The 26,128-nt window shown below is 71.6% G+C and carries 20 protein-coding genes and 1 tRNA gene; 8 read left to right on the forward strand and 13 right to left on the reverse strand.

Features of this window, described 5'->3' with window-relative positions; genetic code table 11:
- Positions 1-15: 15 nt before the first annotated feature.
- Positions 16-87: transfer RNA gene (locus AC5RUW_RS09265), tRNA-Gln, on the reverse strand.
- A 103-nt stretch (positions 88-190) separates the two neighbouring features.
- On the opposite strand from AC5RUW_RS09265, the gene AC5RUW_RS09270 reads away from it, so the two are divergent.
- Positions 191-1,321 (forward strand): NUDIX domain-containing protein, encoded by a 1,131-nt coding sequence (locus AC5RUW_RS09270; protein WP_494160434.1) that lies wholly within the window; start codon positions 191-193, stop codon positions 1,319-1,321.
- Positions 1,322-1,466: 145 nt separating this feature from the next.
- On the opposite strand, the gene AC5RUW_RS09275 is transcribed toward AC5RUW_RS09270, so the two are convergent.
- From AC5RUW_RS09275 to rsmA, 3 genes are all read right to left on the reverse strand, one after another.
- Positions 1,467-3,296, reverse strand: coding sequence for an ABC-F family ATP-binding cassette domain-containing protein (locus AC5RUW_RS09275; RefSeq protein WP_494007648.1), 1,830 nt, complete (start codon positions 3,294-3,296; stop codon positions 1,467-1,469).
- Positions 3,297-3,302: 6 nt separating this feature from the next.
- Positions 3,303-4,337 (reverse strand): 4-(cytidine 5'-diphospho)-2-C-methyl-D-erythritol kinase, encoded by a 1,035-nt coding sequence (locus AC5RUW_RS09280; RefSeq protein ID WP_494160435.1) that lies wholly within the window; start codon positions 4,335-4,337, stop codon positions 3,303-3,305.
- 66 nt (positions 4,338-4,403) lie between these two features.
- A complete protein-coding gene (gene rsmA, locus AC5RUW_RS09285) occupies positions 4,404-5,279 on the reverse strand; it encodes a 16S rRNA (adenine(1518)-N(6)/adenine(1519)-N(6))-dimethyltransferase RsmA (protein ID WP_494160436.1) in 876 nt (291 codons plus the stop codon).
- A 282-nt stretch (positions 5,280-5,561) separates the two neighbouring features.
- Here rsmA and AC5RUW_RS09290 point away from each other — a divergent pair, with 282 nt between their 5' ends.
- Positions 5,562-6,731 carry a hypothetical protein gene (locus tag AC5RUW_RS09290; RefSeq protein ID WP_494160437.1) on the forward strand — a complete coding sequence of 390 codons (1,170 nt, stop codon included), beginning with the start codon at positions 5,562-5,564 and terminating at the stop codon, positions 6,729-6,731.
- Positions 6,732-6,745: 14 nt separating this feature from the next.
- Here the strand turns inward: AC5RUW_RS09290 and AC5RUW_RS09295 are convergent, their stop codons facing one another.
- Entirely contained in the window at positions 6,746-7,867 is a 1,122-nt protein-coding gene (locus tag AC5RUW_RS09295; RefSeq protein WP_494160438.1) for a resuscitation-promoting factor, read from the reverse strand.
- 311 nt (positions 7,868-8,178) lie between these two features.
- Positions 8,179-9,081, reverse strand: coding sequence for a TatD family hydrolase (locus AC5RUW_RS09300; protein WP_494160439.1), 903 nt, complete (start codon positions 9,079-9,081; stop codon positions 8,179-8,181).
- Between the two features lie 137 nt (positions 9,082-9,218).
- Here AC5RUW_RS09300 and AC5RUW_RS09305 point away from each other — a divergent pair, with 137 nt between their 5' ends.
- From AC5RUW_RS09305 to AC5RUW_RS09315, 3 genes are read left to right on the forward strand one after another with little or no spacing between them, the layout of a single operon-like run.
- The gene (locus AC5RUW_RS09305) at positions 9,219-10,295 is read left to right on the forward strand and encodes an AAA family ATPase (protein ID WP_494160440.1); all 1,077 of its coding nucleotides are present in this window, start codon (positions 9,219-9,221) and stop codon (positions 10,293-10,295) included.
- A gap of 14 nt (positions 10,296-10,309) precedes the next feature.
- Positions 10,310-11,710, forward strand: a complete 1,401-nt coding sequence (locus AC5RUW_RS09310; protein WP_494160441.1) for a DUF58 domain-containing protein — start codon at positions 10,310-10,312, stop codon at positions 11,708-11,710.
- Positions 11,707-14,013 carry a transglutaminase TgpA family protein gene (locus tag AC5RUW_RS09315; RefSeq protein ID WP_494160442.1) on the forward strand — a complete coding sequence of 769 codons (2,307 nt, stop codon included), beginning with the start codon at positions 11,707-11,709 and terminating at the stop codon, positions 14,011-14,013. Before AC5RUW_RS09310 ends, AC5RUW_RS09315 begins: the two co-directional genes overlap by 4 nt.
- A 76-nt stretch (positions 14,014-14,089) precedes the next feature.
- On the opposite strand, the gene AC5RUW_RS09320 is transcribed toward AC5RUW_RS09315, so the two are convergent.
- Together AC5RUW_RS09320 and rsmI are read right to left on the reverse strand one after the other, a co-directional pair.
- Positions 14,090-15,571, reverse strand: a complete 1,482-nt coding sequence (locus tag AC5RUW_RS09320; protein ID WP_494007657.1) for an NAD-dependent succinate-semialdehyde dehydrogenase — start codon at positions 15,569-15,571, stop codon at positions 14,090-14,092.
- A 160-nt stretch (positions 15,572-15,731) separates the two neighbouring features.
- The gene (gene rsmI, locus AC5RUW_RS09325; RefSeq protein WP_494160794.1) at positions 15,732-16,604 is read right to left on the reverse strand and encodes a 16S rRNA (cytidine(1402)-2'-O)-methyltransferase; all 873 of its coding nucleotides are present in this window, start codon (positions 16,602-16,604) and stop codon (positions 15,732-15,734) included.
- Positions 16,605-16,711: 107 nt separating this feature from the next.
- Between rsmI and AC5RUW_RS09330 the strand changes: the two genes are divergently transcribed.
- Together AC5RUW_RS09330 and AC5RUW_RS09335 are read left to right on the forward strand one after the other, a co-directional pair.
- Positions 16,712-18,331, forward strand: coding sequence for a dolichyl-phosphate-mannose--protein mannosyltransferase (locus AC5RUW_RS09330; protein ID WP_494160443.1), 1,620 nt, complete (start codon positions 16,712-16,714; stop codon positions 18,329-18,331).
- Between the two features lie 39 nt (positions 18,332-18,370).
- Positions 18,371-20,176 carry an AMP-dependent synthetase/ligase gene (locus AC5RUW_RS09335; RefSeq protein ID WP_494160795.1) on the forward strand — a complete coding sequence of 602 codons (1,806 nt, stop codon included), beginning with the start codon at positions 18,371-18,373 and terminating at the stop codon, positions 20,174-20,176.
- A gap of 98 nt (positions 20,177-20,274) precedes the next feature.
- Here the strand turns inward: AC5RUW_RS09335 and AC5RUW_RS09340 are convergent, their stop codons facing one another.
- Together AC5RUW_RS09340 and AC5RUW_RS09345 are read right to left on the reverse strand one after the other, a co-directional pair.
- Positions 20,275-21,780, reverse strand: coding sequence for a TIGR01906 family membrane protein (locus AC5RUW_RS09340; RefSeq protein WP_494160444.1), 1,506 nt, complete (start codon positions 21,778-21,780; stop codon positions 20,275-20,277).
- Positions 21,781-21,917: 137 nt separating this feature from the next.
- Complete coding sequence (locus AC5RUW_RS09345; protein WP_494160445.1) at positions 21,918-22,910, reverse strand: stage II sporulation protein M; 993 nt, start codon at positions 22,908-22,910, stop codon at positions 21,918-21,920.
- 114 nt (positions 22,911-23,024) lie between these two features.
- On the opposite strand from AC5RUW_RS09345, the gene AC5RUW_RS09350 reads away from it, so the two are divergent.
- Positions 23,025-23,822 carry an RDD family protein gene (locus tag AC5RUW_RS09350; protein WP_494160446.1) on the forward strand — a complete coding sequence of 266 codons (798 nt, stop codon included), beginning with the start codon at positions 23,025-23,027 and terminating at the stop codon, positions 23,820-23,822.
- A gap of 97 nt (positions 23,823-23,919) precedes the next feature.
- Here AC5RUW_RS09350 and ahcY read toward each other — a convergent pair whose 3' ends face one another.
- The 3 genes from ahcY to AC5RUW_RS09365 form a co-directional block, all read right to left on the reverse strand.
- Entirely contained in the window at positions 23,920-25,398 is a 1,479-nt protein-coding gene (gene ahcY / locus AC5RUW_RS09355) for an adenosylhomocysteinase (protein ID WP_494160447.1), read from the reverse strand.
- 12 nt (positions 25,399-25,410) lie between these two features.
- Positions 25,411-25,611 carry a Trm112 family protein gene (locus AC5RUW_RS09360; RefSeq protein ID WP_494160448.1) on the reverse strand — a complete coding sequence of 67 codons (201 nt, stop codon included), beginning with the start codon at positions 25,609-25,611 and terminating at the stop codon, positions 25,411-25,413.
- Positions 25,612-25,723: 112 nt separating this feature from the next.
- Entirely contained in the window at positions 25,724-26,116 is a 393-nt protein-coding gene (locus tag AC5RUW_RS09365) for a DUF3499 domain-containing protein (protein WP_494160449.1), read from the reverse strand.
- Positions 26,117-26,128: the final 12 nt, after the last annotated feature.

Below are 26,128 nucleotides of genomic sequence, written 5' to 3' on the forward strand. Positions count from 1 at the left end.
GGACAGAACCTGCCGTTCCGCCCATAGGATTCGAACCTATACTCCACGGCTCCAAAGGCCGGGGTGCTGCCGTTACACCAGAGCGGATCATGCGGCCCGCGCGCGGCCCGCACCGCTCCTAAGTCTGCCACGTCCGCGCGACCGCCCGCGACTTGGGGCCCTGCCCGGCAGGTGCCCTTAGACTGTGGGGGTGGCAAGAACTTCCGCAGGCAGCGCCCGCCTGCGCATGACCGGAGCGCAGCGTCGCGTGCAGCTGATGCGGGTGGCTCGCGCCCAGTTCGCCCTGCGCGGACCGGACGGGGCGACGATCGAGGAAATCGCCGCCGCCGCAGGGGTGTCGAAGCCGGTGGTCTATGAACACTTCGGCTCCAAGGAAGGCCTGTACACGGAGGTGGTGGAGACCGAGTTCCAGCGCGTGCTGGAGCTCATCACCGAGGCGCTGTCGGCTTCCGCAGGACCGCGGATCCTGCTCGAACGGGCGGCCTATGCGCTGCTGGACTACATCGACACGGATTCGGACGGTTTCCGGATCCTGATGCGGGACGCCCCGCCGTCGCAGCCGGAAGGCATCTTTTCCAGTCTTCTTTCCCGGATTGCCGTGCAGGTGGAGCACATTCTTGCCCATGAGTTTGACCGGCGCGGCTACAGCCCGTCCATGGGCGGCATGTACGCGCAGATGCTGGTGGGCATGGTCGCCATGACCGGCCAGTGGTGGCTCGACGCCAAATCGCCCGACAAGGCGACGGTGGCGGCGCATGTGGTGAATCTGGCGTGGTACGGGATGACCGGGCTGCAGAAGGAGCCGGGCCTGGCCCTGTCCGTGCCCGCCGCCGGAGCTGAGTCCGCCGCCGATGTTTCCGCCTCAGTCCCCGACTCCGCCGATGCGGGCGGGCAGGCCGGCGCGGCGTCGTCGCCCGCTGTCCTCACCCTGTCCGCCGTCCTGCTCCGCGACGAGGACGGGCGGATCCTGCTGGTCCGCAAGCGCGGCACCTCCCGCTTCATGCAGCCCGGCGGCAAGCTGGAACCGGGAGAGTCGTTTGCCGAGGCCGCCGCCCGCGAGGTCGGCGAGGAACTGGGACTTGAGGTCGCGCCTTCGGACCTTGGGAACCTGGGCCGGTGGTACGGCCCGGCGGCCAACGAGGCCGACACCTTCATTGACGCAGGCCTGTTCTCCATGGAGCTGCCGGCGGGGTCACCGCTGCCGGAGCCCGCCGCGGAGATCGAGGAGCTGCTCTGGGTACAGCCTGCAGCCGCGGCGAAGCGCGGGGACCTGTCTCCCCTGCTGCGTGACCACATCCTGCCGCAGCTGCTCGCTTCCTGACCGGCTCGTCGCCGTCGGGCGCCGGCGGCTGCCGGGTGCCAACCGAAACCGCTGCCGGTTGGGGAAGCCGCTGCCGGCGCGTACCGGCAGCAGTTTCCCCAACCGGCAGCCGCGGGACGGGCAGCCCGGGGCTGGGGCTTGACCGTTACTCCAGCACCTCGGATGCCTCAAGCCACTGCATTTCCAGCTCCTCCTGCTCGGCTGCGACGGCCTGCAGCTTCGTGTTCAGCTCACCGAGCTTCTCAAAGTCCGCACCGCCGGAGGCCTCGGTGACCTCGGCCATCTGCGCCTTCAGCTTGTCGGACTGCTGCGCCAGCCGGGTCAGCTGGCGCTCGATCCGGGTGAGCTCCTTGCGGGCGGCACGCTTCTCCGCCTCGCTGGCGCCTGAGCCGCCGTCGTCGGCTGCGGAAGTGCCCGACGCCGGGCCGGCCGCTCCCAGTACCGAGGCGGCCGCCTGCCCGCTTCCTTCCGCCGCCTTTCGCAGCTGCAGGTATTGGTCCACGCCGCCGGGCAGCCCGCGCAGGTGCCCGTCGCCGAGCAGCGCCATCTGGTGGTCGGTCACCCGTTCAAGCAGGTAGCGGTCGTGTGAGACGACCACCAGGGTGCCGGGCCACCCGTCCAGGACGTCCTCGACGGCGGCCAGGGTGTCGGTGTCCAGGTCGTTGGTGGGCTCATCGAGCATCAGCACGTTCGGTTCCCCGACCAGCAGCCGCAGCAGCTGCAGGCGCCGCCGTTCTCCGCCGGAGAGCTCCTTCACGGGCGTCCACTGGCGCTGGTTGCTGAAGCCCAGCTGCTCGACCAGCTGCCCCGCCGACAGCTCCCGGCCGCCGACGCTGAAGACCCGCTTCTCCTTCTCAATGACCTCGATGACCCGCAGGTCCTCCACGTCCGCCAGCTCGCGAACGTCCTGAGTGAGGACGGCGGTCTGCACCGTCTTGCCGCGCTTGAACCTGCCGGAGGTGGGGGCGATGTCGCCGTTCAGCAGCCGGAGCAGGGTCGTCTTGCCGGCGCCGTTGACGCCCACCAGGCCCAGCCGCTCCCCCGGTGCCAGGCGCAGGGTGATGTCCTTGAACAGCACGTTGCCGCCAAGTTCCAGCGACACGTCCTCCAGATCCAGCACGTCCTTGCCCAGCCGGGCGGTGGCCATCTTGTTCAGGGACAGCGTGTCGCGGGGATCCGGCACGTCGGCGATCAGGGCGTTGGCGGCCTCGATGCGGAACTTGGGCTTGGAGGTGCGGGCCGGGGCGCCGCGGCGCAGCCAGGCCAGTTCCTTCTTCACCAGCTGCTGGCGCTTGTTCTCGACCACGGCGGCCATCCGGTCCCGTTCGGCGCGGGCCAGGACGTAGGCCGCGTAGCCGCCGTCGAACCCGTCGACGACGGCGTCGTGCACTTCCCAGGTCCGGGTGCAGACCTCGTCGAGGAACCAGCGGTCGTGGGTGACCACCAGCAGCCCGCCTTCGGTGGCGCGCCACCGCTGCTTCAGGTGCCCGGCCAGCCAGGCCACCCCTTCCACGTCGAGGTGGTTGGTCGGCTCGTCCAGCATCACCACGTCGTCCTCGCGGACCAGCAGCTTCGCCAGGGCCACCCGGCGCTTCTGGCCGCCGGAGAGCGAGGAAACGGTGGCGTGCCAGTCCACCTCACTGATCAGTCCGCCCATGACGTCGCGGATTCGCGGGTCGGAGGCCCACTCGTGCTCGGGGCGGTCGCCGACGACGGCCTCGCCCACGGTGAGCGAGCCGTCCAGGACGTCGGACTGGTCCAGGTAGCCGACGGTGACGTCACGGCGTCGGGTGACCCGGCCGGCGTCGGGGCTCTGCCGTTCGGCGAGCAGCCGCATGAGCGTGGACTTGCCGTCGCCGTTGCGGCCGACCATGCCGATCCGGTCGCCCTCGTCGATGCCGAGGGAAACCTCGTCGAGGATGGTGCGGGTGCCGAAGGAGATGCTGAGGTTCTCGGCTCCAAGCAGGTGTGCCAATGGACGCTACTTTCCGGAAGAGGGGTCGGCGGGCGCATCAGCGCCCTGGTGCGGAACGGTCTGGTGCGGGATGGTCCCGGCCGGGACGCCCTGGGGCCCGACGGCGTGCGCGCCCCGGGCTGGGCCGGTCACCGCGAGCGCGCGGTGCCCCCGGTCCCGCAGGCCGCGTTCCAGTGCGGATGCGGCCGCGGCGTCGGCCGCAAGGAAGGCCACGGTGGGCCCGGAGCCGGAGACCATGGCGGCCAGGGCGCCGGCCTGGACCCCGGCGTCGAGCGTGGCGGCCAGCCGGGGGGCCAGGGCGAGCGCGGCGGGCTGCATGTCGTTGCGCAGTGCCGCGGCCAGGGCGCGGGCATCCCCGCCCGCCAGCGCTGCGAGGACGGCCGGATCCGCCGCCGTCGGCTCGGGGACGGGAGCGGCGTCCGCTTCCCGCAGGCGGTCCAGGGTCCGGTACACCTCCGGAGTGGACAGGCCGTCGTCAGCCGCGGAGAGGACCCAATGGAAGGTGCCTTCCACCGGCACCTCGGTGAGCCGGTCCCCCACGCCAAGGCCGACGGCGGCCGCGCCAGCCAGGGCGAACGGCACGTCGGCACCCAGCCGGGCGGCCAGGGCGGCGAGGTCCGTGCCGGAGAGACCGGCGTTCCAGAACAGGTTGCAGGCCAGCAGCGCGGCGGCGGCATCGGCCGAGCCGCCTCCCATCCCGCCGGCGACGGGTACACGCTTCACGATGTGCAGGCGGACGCCGGGCACCGGGCGGTCCAGCTGCGCCGCGACCAGCTCAGCGGCACGGACCGCCAGGTTGTCCGGACCCAGCGGAAGCCCGTCCACGGAGACGCCCAGGCCGTCGCCGCCCGAGGACATGGTCAGCGTGATGCCCGGCGCCTCGGACGGCCCGGCGAGAACCTCCTCGTAGAGGGACACGGCCAGATACACGCTGGCGACGGTGTGGTAGCCGTCCGTCCGGGGCGGGCCGACCAGCAGCGAGGCGTTGATCTTGCCCGGTGCCAGGACACGGACGGTCCAGGACGGAGAAACAGCGGTCATGTCTTCCAACTTAGGCGACCGGTCCGGGGCCGCCGAAATCAGCCGCGGTTCCCTGCACCCCGGCGCTCAGGACGGGGTCCCGGCCTCGGCGATCCGGGCGAAGGCGTGTATGTCGAGCACCTCGCCCCGGGCGGAGGGATCGACGCCTGCGGCACGCAGCGCGGCCTCGGCCGCGGCGGGGCTGCCCGCCCACCCGGCGAGGGCGGCCCGCAGGGTCTTCCTCCGCTGGGCGAACGCGGCATCGATGACCGCGAAGACCTCTTCGCGGGTGGCGCTGGTCTGCGGCGGCGCGGTGCGTTCAAAGGCCACCAAGCCGGAAGAGATGCGCGGGGCGGGCCAGAACACGTTCATGCCGATGACGCCGGCCTTGCGCATGGTGCCGTACCAGGCTGCCTTCACCGAGGGCACACCGTAGGTGCGCGACCCCGGGCGGGCGGCCATCCGGTCCGCCACCTCGTCCTGCACCATCACCAGGCCGTGCCGCAGGGACGGGAAGTGCGCGAGCAGGTGCAGCACCACGGGCACGGCAACGTTGTAGGGCAGGTTCGCCACCAGCGCGGTCGGTTCCGCCGGCAGGTCAGTGACCCGCATCGCGTCGGCCTGCACCACGTGCAGGTCCGCGGCGCGGTCCGGGCGCCAGGTGCGCACCGTTTCCGGAAGCCGGCCGGCCAGCACCGGGTCGATCTCCACCGCCACCACGCGGGCGGCGGCGTCGAGCAGTCCCAGGGTCAGGGACCCAAGGCCCGGGCCCACCTCCAGCACCGTCTCCGCCGGGTCCACCTTCGCAGCCTCGACGATCCGGCGGATGGTGTTGCCGTCGATCACGAAGTTCTGGCCGAGGGTCTTGGTAGGGCGGACGTCCAGCTCGGCGGCCAGGGCGCGGATGTCAGCCGCGCCAAGCAGCGGTGCGGGCGGGCGGGCATCGGGAGCGGAATCAGTCACCGGCCAATTCTAGCCAACCCCCGACAGCCGGATGGACGCGGCGGCCGGTCAGTCCGGCCAGTCCCCCACGGGCCCCCGGCATGCGGATTCGTCCCGGCGGGAAACGGATGTCAGCGGTTTCATGTCTTATCCTCCCGGTCCTGCCGCCTGCTCTGCCGCGCCCGGGTACCGGTGGCTAGCATTCCTTCGGAACGCGGCACCTTTCCAGTGTTCAGCACCCGGTGACAGGCGGGAACATCCATGGGCAGAACGTTTGGGTACAGGCTCCAAGCAGAGCGGAAGATGCGCGGACTCAGCAGGGCGGCCCTCGGCGAGGGCCTCGCGGCAGCCGGCCGGGTCGGTTCCCTCGAGGCCGGAGCAGCCGAGCCGTCCGGTGTGGAGCTGCAGGCCCTGGCCGCCAGGCTGGCCGGGCGGGAGGGCGGCCCGGAACGGAGCGCCGGGCCGGCGGTGATGACGGGCCTGGCCGCCCGTCAGGCGTGGGACGAGCGCAGTTACCCCGCAGCCGTGTCCCTGGCCCTGCAGTCCGCGCAGCTGCGGCGGGACAGGGAAGAGCCGACGACGGCCTGGGAGGACACGGTGCTGGCCGTGCGGGCACTGCGGCACCTGCACCGCTTCGACGAGGCCGTGCGGTTCTCCGTCGACCTCGCGAACGATCCGCTGGCCCGGACCGATCCCGCACGCCGGGCCCAGGGCCTGGCCCTGCTGGCCACCGCCCGGCAGGGAGCGGGACAGCTGGATACTGCGGTGGACGACGCCGCCCGCGCGCTGCGGACCGCCCTTTCGGACACCGTCGGAGCGGCGGTGCTCCTCGAGGTCCTCCTTGCCCTGGTCGCGGCCCTGGGCGAAAGCGGCCGGCCGCAGCAGGCCTGGACCCACTGCACCGCCCTGCTGATGCCGCTGCTGCCGACGCTTCAGGATCCGGCCGACGCCGGCCGGGGCTGGTGGGCTGCCGGCAACGCCGCGTTCCTGTGCGGAGACCCCGGCGCCGGTGCCCACTTCCACGAGCGGGCCGCACAGCTGCTCTCGCCCGACGACGACCTGCAGCTGTGGGCAGCCTTCAACCGCGGTTCCGCCTCCAAACGCGTCGCCGCAGGGCTGCATGACGCCGCGACCCTGCAGTGCATCGACCGCGCCGAAACGGCGATGGCGGTCCTGGACGCACCGGCGGCGGAGCGGCTGGACCTGCTGCGCTGCCGCGGCCGGTACCTGCATCTGGCCGGGAATCCCCAGGCGGGAGCGGAACTGCTCTCCCGAGCCTATGAGGCCCGCGGCGCGCTCTCCCCCCAGGCGGCGGCGGAACTGGCCCTGCAGCTGGGGCTGAGCCTGGCGGATCTGGGACGCACGCGGGCCGCGCGGGACCGCCTGACGGAGAGCAGCCGCTGGTTTCGCCGTGCCGGTGCCGATGACCGCTCCGCCCATGCGGCACGGCTGGTAAGCGGGCTCGACGGGTGAAGCCCCGCTGGAGGCTAAAGCAGACCCAGCTTGGCGGCGCAGGACGGCCAGTGGCCCCAGCCGCCGCTGGCGCGCAGGTTCTCGGCGATCTCGATCTGCTGAGCGGGTGTGGCGTCACTGGCCACGGGTGCATACTTCCCGCCCCCGGCTCCAAGCCAGCTGGAGGCACTGAACTGCAGCCCGCCGTAGTAGCCGTTGCCCGTGTTGATGTGCCAGTTGCCGCCTGATTCGCACTGGGCCAGGGCTGCCCAGGCGCCTCCCGCGGGGGCGGTGCCCGACGGTGCGGCCGGGCGCTTCTTGGTGCCGACCGCTACTTCCTCGGCCACGGGTTCGCGGGTGACCGACGAAGTGACCAGGGTGCGGCTGGCCTCACGGCCGTCCACGGTGACGACGCGGAAGACGCTGACCTTTTCTCCGGCCACGCCTTCGCGGGTGACCTTCCGCTCCCCTTCGGGCAGATCGGCGTTGGGAGTCTCGACGGTGTCGAACGGAACCGTCTCGGTGACGGTTTCCTCCCCATTGGCGCTGAGCCTGGTGACCTTCAGGATCATGCCGTCCACCACGGCGGCCTGCGCCGGGGCGGAGACCCGATCCCTCGCACCCAGGCGGACGCCTGCCTCGTCCAGCAGCTCGCCCACGTTGCCGGCTGTGGTGCTGTGTTCCCGGGAACCGCCGTCAACCAGGAGGATGACGGTCTTGGGGGTGGTGATGGACAGGTCCCGGTCCAGCCCGGCGAGGGAGGTGTCGAACGAGGCCGAGACGGCTGACGCGGCGGAGACCCGCAGTTCCGAGACCAGATCCTCAACCGTGCTCCCGGTGGTCTGCACGGTGTGCCCGGCGCCGTCGAGGGTAATGTCCACGGTCTTCGCGGTCAGCACCTCGATTCGGGCCCCGTCCCCGACCTGGGATCCGAGGGCCGGCGTGACCTGGTCTGCGGCGTCGACGCTCACCCCGGCGCGCTCCAGCACGTCCTCCACGGTTCCGCCGAACGTCTGGACGTCGCTGGCCTGTCCGTCAACGCTGATTTCAACGGTCTTGTTGTTGCCCACGAAGGCCACGAGCCCCAGCACGAGGGCCGCCATCACGGTGCCCTGTCCGATGAGCCTGGTTCCACGCCTTACGACTGCCTGTGCCACTTAATTCCAAACGCTTGCGGTGTCCGGGCACGGGGATGAAGTGCAGGGGCGGCTTCCGCCGAATCCCACGGCGGAACAGCCCTGCACAGGCGTATGGGCGCGCCCGGTCCGGCCTGGCGGCACCCCTTGAGGCGCGTTTGCGCAGGGCAGGGCACAGCAGTCCGGGCCGATGCGTGCATCAGCTTCGTTTTCCGGCAGCCTTCCCCGACCCCGGCTAACTGGTCCCTACCGTAACCGAAACGTGATCTGCTCGGCAACCACAGATTTCACGGTGGCCCCCTGTTCCCCGCCGGCCACAGTGGTCCCGCGGCTCACCAGGTGCCGTAGACCCGCTCGGTGTTGGCGGCCAGGTCCGTGCACAGGGCAGCCAGGTCGCGATCCAGTTCAGCGGCCATGGCACGGACGGTGGCGGGTACGAGGTAGCTGGCGTTGGGCCGGCCGCGCCAGGGATGCGGGGTGAGGAACGGGGCGTCGGTTTCGACGAGGATCAGCGAAGGATCGGCGACCGCGAGCGCTTCACGCAGATAGGCGGCGTTGCGGAAGGTGACCGTGCCGGCAAACGACATGTACCAGCCGAACTCGTTGCAGGTGCGGGCCAGCTCCGCATCGCCGGAGAAGCAGTGGAAGACCACCTTCTCCGGTGCACCCTCTTCCCTCAGGATCCGGACCACGTCCGCGTGCGCCTCCCGGTCGTGGATCTGCAGGGCGGTACCGGTGCGCTTGGCGATGTCGATGTGCCGCCGGAACGAATACTGCTGGCGTTCCAGGCCTTCCGGGCCGGTGCGGAAGTAGTCCAGTCCGGTCTCCCCCACGGCGCGCACCCTCGGATGGCGGGCCAGCTGCTCGATCTCAGTGAGGGCCGCTTCCAGGGTGCCGGCCGCCGCCAGGTCGGGGGCGTCGTTGGGATGGATTGCGACCGCGCCCAGCAGCCGGGGCTCCTGCTCCACCAGCTCCACCGTGCGCCGGCTCGATTCGAGGTCGGTGCCGACCTGGACGGCGCCGCGCACCCCCACCGCGGCGGCGGCATCGAGGGCCAGGGCGGCCGGAACGATACCCGCGTCGGCGGGAAAGTCGAGGTGGGTGTGGTTGTCCATCACCGGCACCGGCAGCGGTTCCGGGGCGGGAGGCCAGCCGCGGCCGCCGGCGTCGGGGCGGTCGAGCGCGGCGTACGCGCCGGGGACGGAACCGGAAGGGCCACCGCTGGAATTGCACATGTTCTTAACCCTAAGGGAGCTAGTACCCTGAACAGACACCGTGGCCGGGCCGCCCCCGCAGGGCCGGCAGCCGGTTGCCCGCACGTGCTCCACACCGCTGCCGCCGGCGCCTGAGCGCCGTTGTCCGGAAGGTATCCATGGACGCCCGAGAAACCTCAACGGCCACCGCCCCGCCCATTCTTCATCCCGACGCCGGCCCGCCCGCCGGGCCTTCGGCCGCGCCGGTCCGCCGAGGGCCGGCACCCATGGACGCGCAGGAGTTCGCCGATGCCGCAGGCCGGATCCTGGCCTCCATGGGCACCGTCATCGACGGGAAGGCGGAAGCCGCGGCCCTGATGCTTACCGCGCTGCTCGCCCAGGGGCATGTGCTGCTGGAAGACGTGCCCGGAGTGGGCAAGACGATGCTGGCCAAGTCGCTGGCCCGCACAGTCGACTGCTCGGTCACCCGGCTGCAGTTCACGCCCGACCTGCTGCCGTCCGATGTCACCGGAGTGTCCATCTACAACCAGGACACGCACCGCTTCGAGTTCCGCCGCGGCCCCGTCTTCGCCAACATCGTGATCGGCGACGAAATCAACCGTGCATCGGCGAAGACCCAGTCCGCGCTGCTCGAATGCATGGAGGAGCGCCAGGTGAGCGTGGACGGCGCCACGTGGCCGCTGGCCGATCCGTTCATGGTGGTCGCCACCCAGAACCCAGTGGAGATGGAAGGCACCTACGCCCTGCCCGAGGCGCAGCGGGACCGCTTCATGGTGCGGCTTTCGCTCGGCTATCCGGACGCCCGCGCCGAGGTGGACATGCTGGAGCACCACCAGGCGGCGGACCCGCTCGACGACGTGGTTCCCGTCGTCGGCCTGGCACAGGTTTCGGCCATGGCCGCACGCGTTCGCGAGGTCTACGTCTCCGGCCCGGTCAAGGAATACGCCGTGGCCCTGGGCCGGGCCACCCGTGAGCATCCCGCCGTGCGCCTGGGCGCCAGCCCGCGGGCCCTGCTGCAGCTGGTGCGTGCGGCCAAGGCGCGTGCCGCGCTGGCCGGACGGGACTTCGTCCTGCCCGATGACCTGGCCGGCCTCATGGAGCCAGTGCTGGCCCACCGGCTGATCCTGGACCGCCGTTCTGCAGCGGCCGGCGACACGGCGGCCGGGATCCTGGCGGAGGTCCGCTCCCGGGTCGCGGTTCCCCGCCCGGCCCCGACCGAGCGTTCCCGGCACTGATCCGGGCCGCCGCGATGCTCGCCCGCCTGCTGCCGTCCACCTCGCTGACCCGTCGCGGAGCCGGTTTCCTGGTCTCCGCCGCCGCTGCCCTCCTGGCCGGGTGGGTCCTGGGGCGGCGGGACCTGCTCACGCTGGCGGTCTTCCTGGCCGCCCTGCCGGCCGCCTCCGCCGTCCTGCTCCGGCTGGCCCGGCCGCGGCTGGACATCCGACGCTCCTTCACGCCTCCGGTGGTGGAGGCAGGCACCCCGGCCACGGTCCGGCTGGCGGTGTCCGCACCGAGCCTTCCGGTGTCGTCGGTGACCATGCATGAGGGCCTGCCGGCCCGGTTCGGACAAAGCCCGGCCTTCCACTTCCCTCCCCTGTCCGCGAGCGGTGCGCTGAGGGCGGACTATGAGTACCGGCTCCGTTCCAGCCGGCGTGGGGTTTTCCGGATCGGCCCGGCGGGCGCCGTGTTCATCGACCCGCTCGGACTGGCCCGTACGGACCAGGAGCTGGGCGGCAGCGACCAGCTGGTCGTCGCGCCCGCACCGCTGCCGCTTCCGCCTCCGTTCCCCGACGCGGCCGGGGGTCCGGACGGTACCGTGCTCCATCCCCGGCCGGGCGGTCCCAGCGACGATGAGGCGACCACGCGCGGTTACCGGCCCGGGGATCCGATGCGCCGGGTGCACTGGGCGGCCACGGCACGGCACGCGCAGCTGATGGTACGGCAGGAACAACCCATTTCCACTCCGTGGGCGACGCTGCTGCTGGACCGGCGCGAGGCAGTGCACGGGCGGAGCGCCGCGGCGTCGCTGTGGGAGGAGGCCCCTGATCTGCCCACCAGCGACTCCTTCGAATGGTGCGTGACGATGACCGTGTCCGCGGCGGCGCATCTGGCCGGCGCCGGGTGGGCCCTCAGCGCCGTGGACCAGGCGGGCCGGCCCATGCTCGCCGGCTCATCATCCTGCGCTGATCCGGACAGGGATGAGTTCGTGGGCGGGGCGGGACTGCAGGATTTCGCTGAAGGCCTGGCGGCCCTTGGCCTGCAGCCGAACGGCACTGAAGCCGGCCAGGGGGCCGCGTTTGGGCAGCCGCTGGCCGGGAAGCTGGCCGAGGCCCGCTACCGGGGGCCGCTGATCGCCGTTCTCGGCGCCCTGACCGCCGCAGAGGCCCGCGCCCTGGCCGCCCTGCCCGGTCCCGGCGGACAGGCATTCGCTGTGCTGGCCCTCGACTCGCCCGGCACCGCCCGGGATGGAATCCGCGTGCTTCGAAGCGCAGGGTGGCAGGTGGCAGCGGTCAGCCCGGACACGCCCGTTCCCGTGGCGTGGAGCATGCTGGACGCGCTGCCCGCCCGCGGAGCGCCCGCCGCGCAGGTGCCGGGACGCACGGCTCCTGCGGGCGGCCGGGGCGGCGCCGGAGTCGGGGGCAGGCGATGACCCTCACCGCCCCGCCCCGGTCCGTTTCTTCCCCCGCGCGCCCGGCCCCGCCCGACGCCGGGCTCCGCGCCACGGCGTCCGTGACGGCGGCCGTGCTCGCCGCTTCGCTGAGTCTCAGCGGTGTCCTGGAAGGTGCATCCTGGCTGCTGCCGCTGGCGTTCTGCATCCTGGCCGCCCTGGGTGCAGGAGCGGCGGCCCGGCGGCTCCGCGCCCCGCTGCCGCTGGTGCCCGCCGCGGAGCTGGCCGCCCTCGGGCTCGCCCTCTGCGTGGCCTTTACGGCGGAGCACAACCTGCTCGGGGTGGTGCCCACCGCAGACTCGGTGCGCCATCTCGGCGTGCTCCTGGACCAAGCCCAGGCCGCCGTGTCAACGCAGGTCATTCCGGTCCTCGCCGAACCCGGGGTGGTGTTCCTGACCTGCCTGGGCGTCGGCCTGATGGCCGTGCTCACCGACACGCTCGCCGTCACGCTGCGCATGCCGGGGACCGCCGGAGCCGGGCTGCTCGCCATCCTGGTCGTTCCCGCCGTCATCAAGCCGAACAGCGTCGGTGCCCTGCCGTTCATCCTTGCCGCCGGCGGATACGTGGCGGTGCTGGTCATCTGCGCGCGCCGGGAGGACGGCGGTGCCGAGGACAGCCGGCGGTCACCCCTGGCCGCCGTCGGCGTCGGCGGCGCCGCGCTCGTCCTGGCGCTGGTGCTGCCGCTGGCGGTTCCCGGGTTCACCTCCGGCTCCTTCCCCCAGGGCGCCAGGTTCCAGCTCGGCTCCGGCGGCAGCGGCCTGAACCCGGTGGTCACCCTGGGCAGCGACCTGCGCCGGCCGACCGCCACCGGGCGCATCACCTACGCCACCGACGCCGCCGATCCCGTCTATCTGCGCTCCACTACGGTGGAGGACTTCTCCGGCGCCAGGTGGGGGCCCACCGCCCGTGATGAAACCCGACGGCGCGGCGTCTCGACGATGGTGCCGGCGGAGGCCGCCCTGGCGGTTCCGGCGGCCCGGACGACCACGCGCGTCAGCTCCCGCACCTACTCAAGTCCGTGGCTGCTGGCCCCCTACGCCGCAACGTCGGTCAACGGGGTGGAGGGCGCCTGGACCTGGGATCCGCGGACCATGAGCATCCGCACCGTCGACGGCGGCTCCTCCCCCGGAGCCGACTATGAGGTCCAAAGCCTGGACCTCAGGATCACCCGGGAGCAGCTTGCCGCGTTGCCCGCCGCTCCGGGCGATGCCCTCGACCCCGTCTTCACGGACCTGCCGGACGACGTTCCGCAATCGCTGGCCGACGCAGCCCGGGAGGCGGCGGCCGATGCCGGCGGGCCGTATGAGCAGGCCATGGCCCTGCAGGCCTACCTGCGCGGGCCGGAGTTCAGCTATTCCCTGGAGGCCCCGGTCGACGGCGGCTACGACGGCAACGGGATGAGCGTGCTGGAGGGCTTTATGCGGGAGCGCTCGGGCTACTGCATCCACTTCGCGGCCGCGATGGCGGTCATGGCCCGGGAACTGGGCATTCCCAGCCGGATGGCGCTGGGTTACGCCCCGGGTCGGTCCACCGGCGAGGTGACGGAGGGCAGCGGCGGAATCCAGCTGCGCGAGTACGCGGTCGATGCCCGCGACGCCCATGCCTGGCCGGAGCTGTACTTCGAGGGGGCGGGCTGGGTGCGCTTTGAACCGACGCCCTCGCGCGGTTCGGTTCCCGCGTACGCGCGCGAACCGCAGGCCGGGCCCGATGCGGTACGTGAGGATGACATCGATCCGCGCGGCGGGCAGGTTGCCCCGCCTGCTGCTCCGCCGAGAACTCCGGCGCCTGCCGACAGCCCGGAGGCTGCTTCGGAGGCGCCGGCGGAGACCGGAATGGCGCCCTGGGTCGGCGTCCTGGTCGGCCTGCTCGCCGCTGTGGGCGCCCTGCTGGCCCCCTGGCAGCTGCGGCGGCACCGCAGCTCCAGGCGGCGGGCGGCGGCGGAGCACCCCGGCCGCGGGAACCCGCCCGCGGCAGCCGCCTGGCAGGAGGCGGTCGACCTGGGCCATGACTACGGGACCGGCATGCACACTGCCGATACGGCAGCCGGCTATGCGGCGCGGCTGGCGGCAGGCCTGGACCCGGAAGGCGCGGCGGCGGTGGACCGGCTGCGGGCAGCGTTCGAACAGGAGAGCTATGCCCGGAGCGGCCTCCGGGCCGGCAGGCCGCCGGCAGCGGACTGGAGCGATGTCCGCCGGCTCCAGGCCGCCCTCGATGCCGCCTCCGGCCCGGTGGCCCGGCTCAAGGCACGGGTGCTCCCCGCGTCCCTGGGCCGGACCCGCCCGTAAGGCCGGGACCGAGCTCCCAACGACGGAAGGAGCGGGGGCCGCACCGCGGCTCCCGCTCCTTCCGGCCATGAGACCGCTAGGACGCGTACGGGTCGGCGATGCCGATGTACTGGGTGTAGAGGTACTCCTCGATGCCTTCGTCGCCGCCTTCGCGGCCCAGGCCGGACTGCTTCACGCCGCCGAACGGGGCGGCCGCATTGGACACCACGCCGGCGTTCAGGCCGAGCATGCCGGTCTCCAGCTTTTCGCCGATCCGCAGGCCGCGGTTCAGGTCCTCGGTGAACACGTAGGCCACCAGGCCGTATTCGGTGTTGTTGGCCAGGGCCACCGCCTCGTCCTCGGTGGAGAAGGTGACCACGGGGGCCACCGGTCCGAAGATCTCCTCCTTGAGGATCTGGGCGTCCGCGGGCACGTCCGCCAGCACCGTGGGCTGGTAGAAGTAGCCCGGGCCTTCCACCGGAGCACCGCCGACAACGGCCTTGGCGCCGCGCTCGACGGCGTCGGTGACCAGGGAGTGCACCTTGTCGCGGGACTTGGCATCGATCAGCGGGCCGACCTTGGACTCGTCCTCGGTGCCGCGGGCCGGGGTCATGGCGGCGACCTTTTCAGCGAACTTCGCGGCGAACTCCTCGGCCACCGACTCGTGCACGATGAAGCGGTTGGCGGCGGTGCAGGCCTCGCCCATGTTGCGCAGCTTGGCGGCCATGGCGCCGGTCACGGCCTTGTCCAGGTCGGCGTCCTCGAAGACCACGAACGGGGCGTTGCCGCCCAGTTCCATGGAGGTTCGCAGCACCTTGTCGGCGGCGTCGCGGATCAGGCCCTGGCCCACCGGCGTGGAGCCGGTGAAGGAGACCTTGCGCAGCCGGTCATCCTTCATGATCGGTCCGGTGACCTCGCCGGCCTTGGTGGTGGAGACGACGTTCAGCACGCCGGCGGGCAGCCCCGCCTCGATCATGACGGCGGCGAACAGCTGGCTGGTCAGCGGAGTGAGCTTGGCGGGCTTGAGCACCATGGTGCAGCCGGCGGCGACGGCCGGGGCGATCTTGCGGGTGGCCATGGCCAGCGGGAAGTTCCAGGGCGTGATCAGCAGGCAGGGCCCCACGGGCTTCTTGGTGACCATGAGCCGGGATTTGCCGTCCGGGCTGGTGCCGTAGCGGCCGGAGATGCGCACAGCCTCCTCGGAAAACCACCGGAGGAACTCGGCGCCGTAGGCGACCTCGCCGCGCGCCTCGGCCAGCGGCTTGCCCATTTCCAGGGTCATCAGCAGGGCAAAGTCCTCGGCGCGCTCGGTGACCAGTTCAAAGGCGCGGCGCAGGATCTCCCCGCGCTCACGGGGGGCGGTGCGGGCCCACGCGTCCTGGGCGGCTGCGGCGGCGTCCATTGCGGCCGCGCCGTCCTCGGTGGAGGCATCCGCGATGCTCAGCAGCACCTTGCCGGTGGCCGGATCCTCGACGTCGAAGGTCTTTCCGCCCGCTGCCTCGCGCCACTCGCCGTTGATCAGCAGTCCGGTGGGGACGGTCGCCAGCAGTTGCGCCTCGCGCTCAGCGGTAATAGCCATGGATGTAGCCTCCAGATTAGGCGGATGGGTGCGGGCAGGTGCCCGGGTGATTGTCTTCACCGTAAGTGGCGCGGACAAATACTGTAAATACAGTGCTGCACTGTGACGGGCGGCTGCGGTTGTGCAGCCGCACAGCCAGCGGTGGGGGCGGCCTGCCCGGTCAGGACGCGGGCGGTGCGCTGCGGGAGTGCAGGACGGCCTCGTAGAGTTCGCGGCGGCTGACTCGGGCGTCGGCCGCGACCGCGGCGACGGCGTCCTTGAGCCGGGAGCCGTCGGCGATGAGGGCGTTCACAGCCGCCACGTGGTCCTCGGGCCGGGCGGGTTCCGGTTCCGGCGCCCCTTCGACGACCACGGCGATTTCGCCGCGGATCTCCGAGTCCTCGGCCCATTTCAGCAGCCGGCGCAGCGGCCCGCGCAGCACCTCCTCATGCAGCTTGGTCAGCTCACGGGCCACCGCGGCCCGGCGCTCCGGGCCGAAGGCCTCGTCCAGGGCACGCAGCATCACCTCGAGCCGGTGCGGGGCCTCAAAGAAAACCATGGTCCGCCGCTCGCCCGCCAGTTCCGCGAGCCGTGCGGCGCGGTCCCCGGCCTTGCGCGGCAGGAACCCCTCGAAGCAGAACCGATCGGTGGGCAGCCCCGACAGGGCCAGCGCCGTCAGGACGGCGGACGCACCGGGTGCCGCGGTCACCGGAAGGTCCTGCTCGACCGCGGCGGCCACGAGCCGGAAGCCCGGGTCGGAGACCGCCGGCATGCCGGCATCGGTCACCACGAGCAGGGTGGCGCCTCCGCGGACGGCGGCGAGCAGCTCCGCCGTGCGGGTGGCTTCGTTGTGCTCGTGGTAGCTGATCGTCCGGCCGGACACCGTGATGCCGAGGGCGGAGACGAGCCGGTGCAGGCGCCGGGTGTCCTCCGCGGCGACAATGTCCGCGGTCTGCAGCAGCTCCACCAGCCGCGGTGTGGCGTCGCCCATGTTTCCGATCGGAGTCGCGGCCAGGACGATCCCTCCCGGTCCTGCCCCCTGGCCGCCCGTCACGGCAGCGCCGCCGGTGCTGCGGGGGTCGTTGCGGGGAGTGTTGCCGGTGCCTTCGGGGGTGCCTGTATCCACTCTCCTACCCTACGCGAGCGGCTAAGGTGGAGCGCGTGAGCCCTGCTACGACCGTCGGCACGCGACCGGCCGCGCCGCTGCTCCAGGACCCGGCCGCCGCGTTCCGGTACCCCGTCCTGGTCGAGCGCCTCGGAGCGCTGCGCCTGGACCGGCGGGCAGCCGGTTGGATCGCCGCCCTGGCCGCCGCCGTCGTGGCCGGGGTCCTGCGCTTCGTCCGGCTGGGCGAGCCGGGCAGCCTGGTGTTCGACGAGACGTACTACGTGAAGGACGCCTTTTCCTACCTCCAGTCCGGCTACGAGCGGGCCTGGCCGGAGGACGCCAACGACTCGTTCAACGCCGGTTCTCCGGTCGGGCCGCTCGATGAGCCCGAATATGTGGTCCATCCGCCGGTCGGGAAGTGGATGATCGCCTTCGGCATGCAGCTGTTCGGCACGGACAACGCGTTCGGCTGGCGCTTCGGTGCGGCTCTGGCCGGTTCACTCACGGTCCTGCTGGTTGCCCTGATCGCCTGGCGGTTGTTCCGCTCGCCCGCCCTCGGCCTCACCGCCGGGTTGCTGCTCGCCGTGGACGGACACCATCTGGTGCATTCGCGCACGTCGCTGCTCGATGTCTTCCTCACCTTCTGGATCACCGCCGGCTTCGGTGCCCTGCTGCTGGACCGGTATGACGGGCGACGGCGGCTGGCGGCCCGTCTGGAGGAGGACGTGCGCGGCGCGGCGCAACGCACGGCTCCGGTCTGGGGTCCGTGGGTGCTGTGGCGTCCGTGGCGGCTGGCGGCCGGGCTGTGCCTGGGCCTCGCCGTGGGCACCAAGTGGTCGGCGCTGGCCTTCGTTGCTGTGTTCGGGCTGATGAGCGTGCTCTGGGATGTTTCGGCACGCCGGGTGGCCGGGGTCCGGCTCTGGCTGCCCGCCGGAGTGTTGAAGGACGGGCTGCCTGCCTTCTTCACCCTGCTGCCCGCCGCACTGGCCTCTTACCTCGCAGCATGGACCGGCTGGTTCCGGTCCGACGGCGCCTACAACCGGTCCTGGGCCGAGCAGAACCCCGGCGAGGGCTGGCAATGGCTGCCGGCACCGCTGCGGTCCCTCGCCGACTACCACCGCAGTGCCTATGTCTTCCACAACGGGCTGGGCTCGGACCATCCCTACGAGTCGAGCGCCTGGAGCTGGCTGCTGCTGGGCCGGCCGACCTCCTTCCACTACGAAACCTACGCAGACGGCGAGGCCGGCTGCGCTGCGGCCAGCTGCTCGGCCGCCGTCACCTCCGTGGGCAATCCGCTGATCTGGTGGGCGGCCGCCCTCTGCCTGCCGCTGCTGCTGCTGTGGTGGCTGGGGCGGCGGGACTGGCGCGCCGGCGCGGTGCTGGCCGGCGTCGCGGCCGGATATCTGCCCTGGTTCGCGTTTCCCGACCGAACCATGTTTTACTTCTACGCCGTCTCTTTCCTGCCCTTCCTGGTGCTGGGGCTGACCTACGTCCTGGGTCTGGCCGCCGGACCCCCCGAAGCTCCCGCCCGACGCCGGCGGATCGGACTGCTCGCCATCGGGGCGTACCTGGTGGCGGTACTGCTGGTCTCCGCGTTCTTTGTGCCGGTCTGGACGGCCGAGGTTATCCCGTATCCTGACTGGCGGCTCCGCATGTGGATGCCCAGCTGGATCTAGCAACAAAAAGTGCCACAAGCACGGAAAGTGAGGCCGCGGTTGCGCGAGTCCGCCACGGATCTGCTCGTCCATCTGCCGGAGGGATCCAACACCACCGACCTGCTCCTGAAGGTCCACGCCGAGGCGCCGGGGCGGCCGCTCTACGCCGTCAAGGACGATCAGGGCCGCTGGCAGGACATCAGCGCCGCCCAGTTTCTGGCCCAGGTCTCCAAGCTCGCCAAGGGGCTGATCGGGCTCGGCGTGCAGCCCGGCGACAGCGTGGCGGTCATGTCCCGCACCCGCTACGAATGGACCCTGGTGGACGTGGCGATCTGGTTCGCGGGAGCGGTAACGGTGCCGATCTACGAGACCTCCTCCGCCAGCCAGGTGGAGTGGATCCTCCAGGACTCCGGTGCCTCCCATGTATTCGTGGAGGATGCCCGCAAGGCGGCCGTCGTCCATGCCGCCGCGGCGGCGTCGGGCGCCAAGGTGGGGCTGTGGCTGATGGACGGTGAGGGGCCGGAATCACTGGACGGTGTGCGTGCCGCCGGCGTCCCGATCACGGACGACGAGCTGGAGGCCGCGCGGTCCAAGCCGGGCCTGGCCGACGTCGCCTCCATGGTGTACACGTCCGGCACCACCGGGCGCCCCAAGGGCTGCGAGATCACGCACGGCAACTTCGCGCTCTTCGCGGTCAACGTTCCCGAGTTCCTGCCCGAGATGCTCAAGCCCGAAGGCTCCAGCACGCTCATGTTCCTTCCCCTGGCCCATGTCCTGGCCCGCGCGGTGCAGGTGGGCTGCATCGCCAGCGGCATCCGGCTGGGGCACAGCAGCCCGAACGACCTCATGGAGGACATGGCCTCGTTCCGGCCCACCTTCATCCTCGCCGTGCCCCGGATCTTCGAGAAGATCCACGCCGGCGCGGCGGCGAAGGCCGAGGCCGCCGGCAAGGGAAAGCTGTTCCGGGCGGCGTCCGCCACCGCGATCGCCTATTCCGAAGCACAGGACCGCGCCCGCCGCGGCGGCCGCGGCCCCTCCCCGGCGCTCAAGGCCCGGCACGCGGTGTTCGACCGCCTCCTGTTCCCCCGGGTGCGGGCCGCCTTCGGCGGGCAGATGAAGATCGCCATCTCCGGGGCGAGCGCACTCTCGCCCACCCTCGCCCACTTCTTCCGCGGCGCGGGCATCACGGTTCTGGAGGGGTACGGACTGACCGAAACGACCGCGCCTCTCTCGGTCAACACGGTGCCGCTGACCCGGGTCGGCAGCGTCGGCCTGCCGATGCCCGGCACGAGCGTCCGCATCGCCGACGACGGTGAGGTGCTGGCGTCCGGGGCGGGAGTGTTCCGCGGCTACCACAACAACCCCGAGGCCACGGCGGAGGCATTTGCCGACGGCTGGTTCCACACGGGCGACGTCGGCACCCTGGACGACGACGGGTTCCTCACGATCACCGGCCGCAAGAAGGACCTGCTCGTCACCGCCGGGGGCAAGAACGTCGCCCCCGGCCCGCTGGAGGAGAAGATCCGGGAGCACCGGCTGGTCTCCCAGGTGGTCGTCGTCGGCGAGGGGCGGCCCTACGTTGCCGCGCTGATCACTCTGGACGAGGAGGAGATGACCGCCTGGGCCCGGGAAAAGGGACTTCCCGCCGTGCCCGCCGCGGATGATCCGCGGGTGCTGGAACAGATCCAGCAGGCCATCGACGCCGCCAACGCCACCGTCTCCCGGGCGGAACAGATCCGCAGGTTCCGGACCCTGGGCCGGGACTTCTCCCTGGAGTCCGGGCATCTGACCGCCACGCTGAAGCTGCGCCGGAACGCGGTCATCGCAGACCATGCCGCCGAGGTGGAACTGCTTTACGCCCGGTAGCCGATCCACGGCAGGGTATACGCCGAGGCCCCGGCCGCTCCTTCAGGAGCGGCCGGGGCCTCGGCGTATGCGGCGTCCGTGCCGGTCTGGACGTCCTGTCAGTGCACGTCTTCAAGGGCCGCGCGGCGCCGGAGCCGCGCCGCTTCGCGGGCCTTCCGGTCCTTCTCCCGACGGCGCCGGGTCGGCCACGCCGACGCCAGCACCGCCACGCAGACCAGGAGAACGATCCCGGCAATGGCGATCCCCGCATCCATCCAGAACTGGGCCGGGAAGAGCCGGATCAGGGTGTCATCGAGGCGGAAGGTCCAGTTGCCCTGGGCAAAAAAGACATTGTGCATCTGCGTGAAGAACTGCTCCCAGCTCAGCACGGCCGTCACCACGAGGGCGCCGATCAGCACCAGGGTCAGCAGCGCACCGCTGAACAGCGCCCTCCGGATGCCGCCGGGGCTGCGGCGGGCCAGGTAGACGGCGGCGAGGATGCTCAGCAGCAGCATGCCCAGGGCGGTCAGGAAGGCCACCGTCAGCACAAGCTTGACGTCGGCCATGTGGCTGACCTCGGTGTCCAGGTACAACGGCTGGCCGTCGGCGGCAACGAGGTCTCCCAAGTAGCGCGGCCCGGACCAGTTCAGCAGGTAGTCCACCGCATAGGACCCGTAGGTCATGCGGTCCTCGGTGCTGAAACCGTAGGCGTCTGCGGGGAACCCGGGGCGGTGGTATTCAATCCACAGGAACAGCGGGGTGGCGACCGCGCGAATCGCGGCGGCCAGCAGCATCACGGGGAAGAAGACGGCGATCATGACCTGCAGCACGCGGGCCAGGACCGGGCGGGGGTCGGCTGCGGCTTCACGTTCCGCGGCGCGGCGCCGTGCCTCCGCCGCCTCCTCGGGGCTCAGCCCATCGGTGTCACCGGCGTCGGCGGCGTCGTCGTCGTCCGTCCGGTCGCCCTGTCCCTGCGGGGAGGCTGCATGCGATCCCGCTGCCCGGGGCGCCGCCGCTGACGGTACGGCAGCGGTGGTGGCAGCGGCCGGGCCGTCCGCCGGGGACGCCGCAGCCTGCGCATCCGTGGTGGGTGGCTGGGGCTTCGGGTCAGCCTCCGGGCTGTTGCCGGTGTCGGAGGCGTCCCCGCCCCCGGCGCGCTCCAGGCGGCTGATGTCCGGCAGCGTGCTGGCCCGCCGCATCGGCAGCGAGCTGCGCTGGGCCAGCGAAGGGTGCCCGCCCGGAACGGTACCGTTGCGGGAGACGTTTTCGGCTCCGGTGTCCGGAACGGCGGCCGCCTCCGGAACGGCTCCGGCTTCGGGAACGGCCCGGAGGGCTGCGTCGGGAACGGTTCCGGCTTCGGGAGCGGCCCGGAGGGCGGCTGTGTCGGCGGCTTCGGGTGCGGGGCCGCCGGGGCGGGCCTCCTGCTGGCCGGTGCCGGGCAGGGCGGCGGCGAATGCCGCGTCCCAGGCGTCGTGGTCGTGGTCCGGCGCTTCGCCGTCGGGCCCGGCGGGGCGGCCTTGATCCTCCGCCTGGGCTGCAGCTCCGGGGTCGGGCGCCTCGGTGGCGCCCTCTGCCGGCCCTTCCCTGCGTGGGCCCGGTGTGGGGGTTTCATCCTGGCGTGCCACGGCTTCCTTTCGGTTCCCTCTGCGTCATTCCGCCGTCATGAGGGACGACGGCGTCCTTGTGTTCTCCCAAAGACACTACCGGCAGAGCGCACTGCGGGATGGCCGCCACCCCGGACCGTAACCAAGCCGCTGCCTGGTCAGGCCGTGCGGACCTGGTCGCCGGCGTCGCGCACGTACAGATCGCCCCGGTGCCCGGCCCGCCATGCCCGGCGCCCCAGGATCAGCGTGTAGGCCCAGTACGCGGCCAGGACCGCCGCCCCGATTCCGATCTTCACGCCCACCGGGAGGCCGCTGGGCGTAACGAACCCCTCCACCAGCCCGGAGATGAACAGCACCAGGACCAGGCCAAGGCCCACGGTCATCAGAGACCGGCCCTCCGCCGCCAGCGCGTCCAGCCGGCGCCGCCGCCCTGGTGCCACCCAGGCCCAGAAGATCCGCAGTCCCGCGGCGGCCGCGATGAACACCGCGGTCAGCTCCATCAGCCCGTGCGGGAGGATGTAGCTGAAGAAGACGTCGAGCCGGTCGTAAGCGGCGAACAGTCCGGCGGACTGGCCCACGCCCACGGCGTTGACCAGCAGGACGTAGGGCACAAAAATCCCGGTGATGCCGAAGGCCACGCACTGCAGGGCGATCCAGGCGTTGTTGGTCCAGACCTGCCCGGCGAACGAGGCGGCCGGGTTTTCCGAGTAGTAGTTGATGAAGTCATCCTCCAGGTACCGCCGGATCTTGCTATCCGTCCCGATGGCGGCCAAAGCCCCCGGGGTGCCGGCCACCCAGGCCGCGCTGAGCCAGCCGACGAGGATGAACGCCGCCATGCAGGCCACGGTCAGCCAGCGGATCCGGTAGAAGGCCGCCGGCAGCGAGAACGCGAAGAAGGTGCCCAGGTCTTCTGCGAAGTTGGAACGGGCGCCCGTAAGGCGGGTCCTGGCCCGGGACAGCCGCATGGACAGGGCCGCCGACAACGCGCCCTCCGGCTCCACCGAGCGGACCATCGAGAGGTGGGTGGAAGTGCGCTGGTAGAGGCGCAGCAGCTCATCCGCCTCGACGCCGCTCAGCCGCCGCCGCGCAGCCAGCTGGTCCAGCCGGTCCCAGTCGGCCCGGTTCACGGTGCTGAAGGCGTCAATGTCCACGGGCTCTACCCTAGCGCCCGGACCGCCGCTGCGCCGGTCCCCGCAGCCCGTCCCCGCAGGTCGGGCCGGCCGCGCTGGGTAGAGTGGCATCGGAACGGCATGGGAGGAAACGGCATGGGAAGTGTGGTCACCGGCGAAGCCGTGGTCCTGGAGCTGCGTCCGGCGTCCTTCGGCGCGCGCATGCTGGGGGCAGCGATCGACGTCGCCGCGCAGGTGATCCTGCTCGTCCTGCTGCTTGCGCTCATGTCGCCGCTGCTGGACCGGCTGGATCCGGCCGCCGCCCAGGCCACCCTGATGCTCACCGTGGTCGGGGTTTTCCTGCTGCTTCCGGTGGCGGTGGAGACCCTCACCCGCGGCCGCTCGCTCGGCCGGCTGGCCATGGGGCTGCGGATTGTCCGTGACGACGGCGGGGCCGTCCGTTTCCGGCACGCCTTCATCCGGGCCCTGGTGGGCATCCTGGAGATCTACCTGACCCTGGGGTCGGTGGCTTTCCTGGCCGCTGTGTTCAACGAGCGGTCCAAACGGGTGGGCGACATGCTGGCCGGCACGTACTCGCTGCGGGACCGGGTGGCGGCGCAGCGGCCCGCGCCTCTGCATACCCCCGTGGAGCTGCAGCCGTGGGCGGCGCTGGCGGATCTGGGCCGGCTGCCCGACGGCCTCGCCCGCCGGATCCACCGCTTCCTGATGCAGGCTCCCCGGATGGCGCCGGCGTCCCGGGCCGCTCTTGGCGCGTCCCTTGCCGCGGAGGCTGCGGGCTACACCGCGCCCCCGCCCCCGCCGCACACGCACCCGGAGGCGTTCCTGCTGGCGCTGCTGTCGGAGCGCCGGGACCGGGACCTGCACCGTCTGGCCGGGCACCGGCAGCGCAGCGAGGTGCTCGCGCAGCGGCTGCACCGGCTGCCCTTCGAATAGCAGCCGGTCCCTGGAGGAAACATTTGAGCCGGCGTGGGTGGAACGGAAAGGGCGGATGCGTGCTGCGCATCCGCCCTTTCCGTTCCGCCGGTTCCGCCTAGTAGCGGTAGTGCTCGGGCTTGTACGGTCCCGCCGGCTCCACGCCCAGGTACTCGGCCTGCGGCTTGGTGAGCTCGGTCAGCTCCACGCCCAGGGCGTCCAGGTGCAGGCGCGCCACCTTCTCGTCCAGCAGCTTGGGCAGCACATAGACCTGGTTCGCGTATCCGCCGTCCTCGGGAGCGAGGCCGTGCTTGGTGAACAGCTCGATCTGCCCGATGGTCTGGTTGGCGAAGGAGTTGCTCATCACGAAGGAGGGATGGCCGGTGGCGTTGCCCAGGTTCAGCAGGCGGCCTTCGGAGAGCACGATGATGCTGCGCTGGGTGTCGGTGCCCTCATCGAAGATCCACTCGTGGACCTGGGGCTTGATTTCGACCTTGCGGATGCCGGGCACCTTGGCGAGGCCGGCCATGTCGATCTCGTTGTCGAAGTGCCCGACGTTGCCCACGATGGCCTGGTGCTTCATCGCCGCCATGTGGCGGGCCATGATGATGTCCTTGTTGCCGGTGGTGGTGATGAAAATGTCGCCCTGGTCCAGCACGGATTCCAGCCGCGCGACCTGGTAGCCGTCCATGGCAGCCTGCAGGGCGCAGATCGGATCGATCTCGGTGACGATTACCCGGGCACCCTGCCCGCGCAGGGCCTCGGCGGCTCCCTTGCCGACGTCGCCGTAGCCGCAGACGACGGCGACCTTGCCGCCGATCAGCGTGTCGGTGGCACGGTTCAGGCCGTCGGGCAGGGAGTGGCGGATCCCGTACTTGTTGTCGAACTTCGACTTGGTGACCGAGTCGTTCACGTTGATCGCCGGGAACAGCAGCTTGCCCTCGGAGGCCAGCTGGTACAGGCGCAGCACGCCGGTGGTGGTTTCCTCGGTGACGCCGCGGATCCCGGCGGCAATGCGGGTGAACTTCTGCGGGTCCGAGGCGAGGGAGGCGCGCAGGCGATCCAGGATGATCGTGTACTCATGGGAGTAGTCGGGATCGCCCTCGGCCGGGTTAGCGGGCACCGCGCCGGCGGCCTCGAATTCGACGCCCTTGTGCAGCAGCAGGGTGGCGTCGCCGCCGTCGTCGAGGATCATGTTGGGGCCGCCGGAGCCTTCAGGCCAGGTGAGAATCTGCTCGGCCGTCCACCAGTATTCCTCCAGCGACTCGTTCTTCCAGGCGAAGACGGGAACGCCGCGGGGGTCCTCGGGCGTGCCGGTGCCCACCACCATGGCGGCGGCCGCTTCATCCTGGGTCGAGAAGATGTTGCAGGAGGCCCAGCGGACCTCGGCGCCGAGGGCGGTGAGCGTCTCGATCAGGACGGCGGTCTGCACCGTCATGTGCAGGGAGCCGGCGATGCGGGCGCCCTTCAGCGGCTGGCTGGGGCCGTATTCGCGGCGCAGCGCCATCAGCCCCGGCATCTCATGCTCGGCCAGGCGGATCTGATGGCGGCCGGCTTCGGCCAGGGACAGGTCGGCTACCTTGTAGTCAAAGCTCACGCGTGTCAATCCTCAGTTGGTGGTGTCAGTGCCGGCGGCGGGAACCGGGCGGGACTCCTGCTGCGGCAGGAGGACGGGGATGCCTTCGTCGAGGCGGTAGCGGAAGGTGCCGCCGGGGCCGGTCGACACCAGCTCGTCACCTTCCTGGACCAGCGGGGTGCGCGTCACGGGGCAGCGCAGCACCGCCAGCAGTTCTGCGGTCAGTTGTGCCATGGGCCGGTCTCTTCCTTCAGGACGGACGGCCGCCGATGCTGCGGCCCTTCCCTCCCAGCCTAGCGCCTCGGTCCGACCTCAGGGCGGGGTTAAGCGGCGCGCTGAGACCGGTTCAGCCCTGCTCGCGCAGCACGCGCAGGTGAGCGCGCCGGGTCAGCGGAGCGTCGGCGGGCGGCTCGATGACGTGGCGCCCGGGGCGGCGCGGGCCCTCCGGGTCGGGTTCCGGTTCGGTGTCCGCCTCCGGTTCACGGACAGCGTCGACGATGGCGGAGAGCTCATCCCGGCGGGCGGTACGCGGCTGCCCGGCCAGGTCCAGCCGGAGCACTTCCCATCCGCGCGGCACGGTGAGCCGGTCGGCGTGCTGGGAACACAGGTCATAGCAGTGCGGTTCGGCGTAGACCGCCAGGGGCCCGAGCACCGCGGTGGAATCGGCGTACACGTAGGTCAGGGTTGCCACCGCAGGGTTGCGGCAGGCGGATCGTGAGCACTGGCGTATTGATTCCACGGAGGACCACTC

It is taken from the genome of Arthrobacter sp. Y3222053 (assembly GCF_059092805.1).

What these genes read in the sequence shown, in the direction of transcription:
- AC5RUW_RS09315 (WP_494160442.1), top strand. Translation starts at nt 11,707, where the DNA reads ATGACCCTCACCGCCCCGCCCCGGTCCGTTTCTTCCCCCGCGCGCCCG.
- AC5RUW_RS09290 (WP_494160437.1), top strand. Translation starts at nt 5,562, where the DNA reads ATGCGCGGACTCAGCAGGGCGGCCCTCGGCGAGGGCCTCGCGGCAGCC.
- AC5RUW_RS09350 (WP_494160446.1), top strand. Translation starts at nt 23,025, where the DNA reads ATGGGAAGTGTGGTCACCGGCGAAGCCGTGGTCCTGGAGCTGCGTCCG.
- AC5RUW_RS09310 (WP_494160441.1), top strand. Translation starts at nt 10,310, where the DNA reads ATGCTCGCCCGCCTGCTGCCGTCCACCTCGCTGACCCGTCGCGGAGCC.
- AC5RUW_RS09280 (WP_494160435.1), bottom strand. Translation starts at nt 4,337, where the DNA reads ATGACCGCTGTTTCTCCGTCCTGGACCGTCCGTGTCCTGGCACCGGGC.
- AC5RUW_RS09360 (WP_494160448.1), bottom strand. Translation starts at nt 25,611, where the DNA reads ATGGCACAACTGACCGCAGAACTGCTGGCGGTGCTGCGCTGCCCCGTG.
- AC5RUW_RS09300 (WP_494160439.1), bottom strand. Translation starts at nt 9,081, where the DNA reads ATGTGCAATTCCAGCGGTGGCCCTTCCGGTTCCGTCCCCGGCGCGTAC.
- AC5RUW_RS09305 (WP_494160440.1), top strand. Translation starts at nt 9,219, where the DNA reads ATGGACGCCCGAGAAACCTCAACGGCCACCGCCCCGCCCATTCTTCAT.
- AC5RUW_RS09320 (WP_494007657.1), bottom strand. Translation starts at nt 15,571, where the DNA reads ATGGCTATTACCGCTGAGCGCGAGGCGCAACTGCTGGCGACCGTCCCC.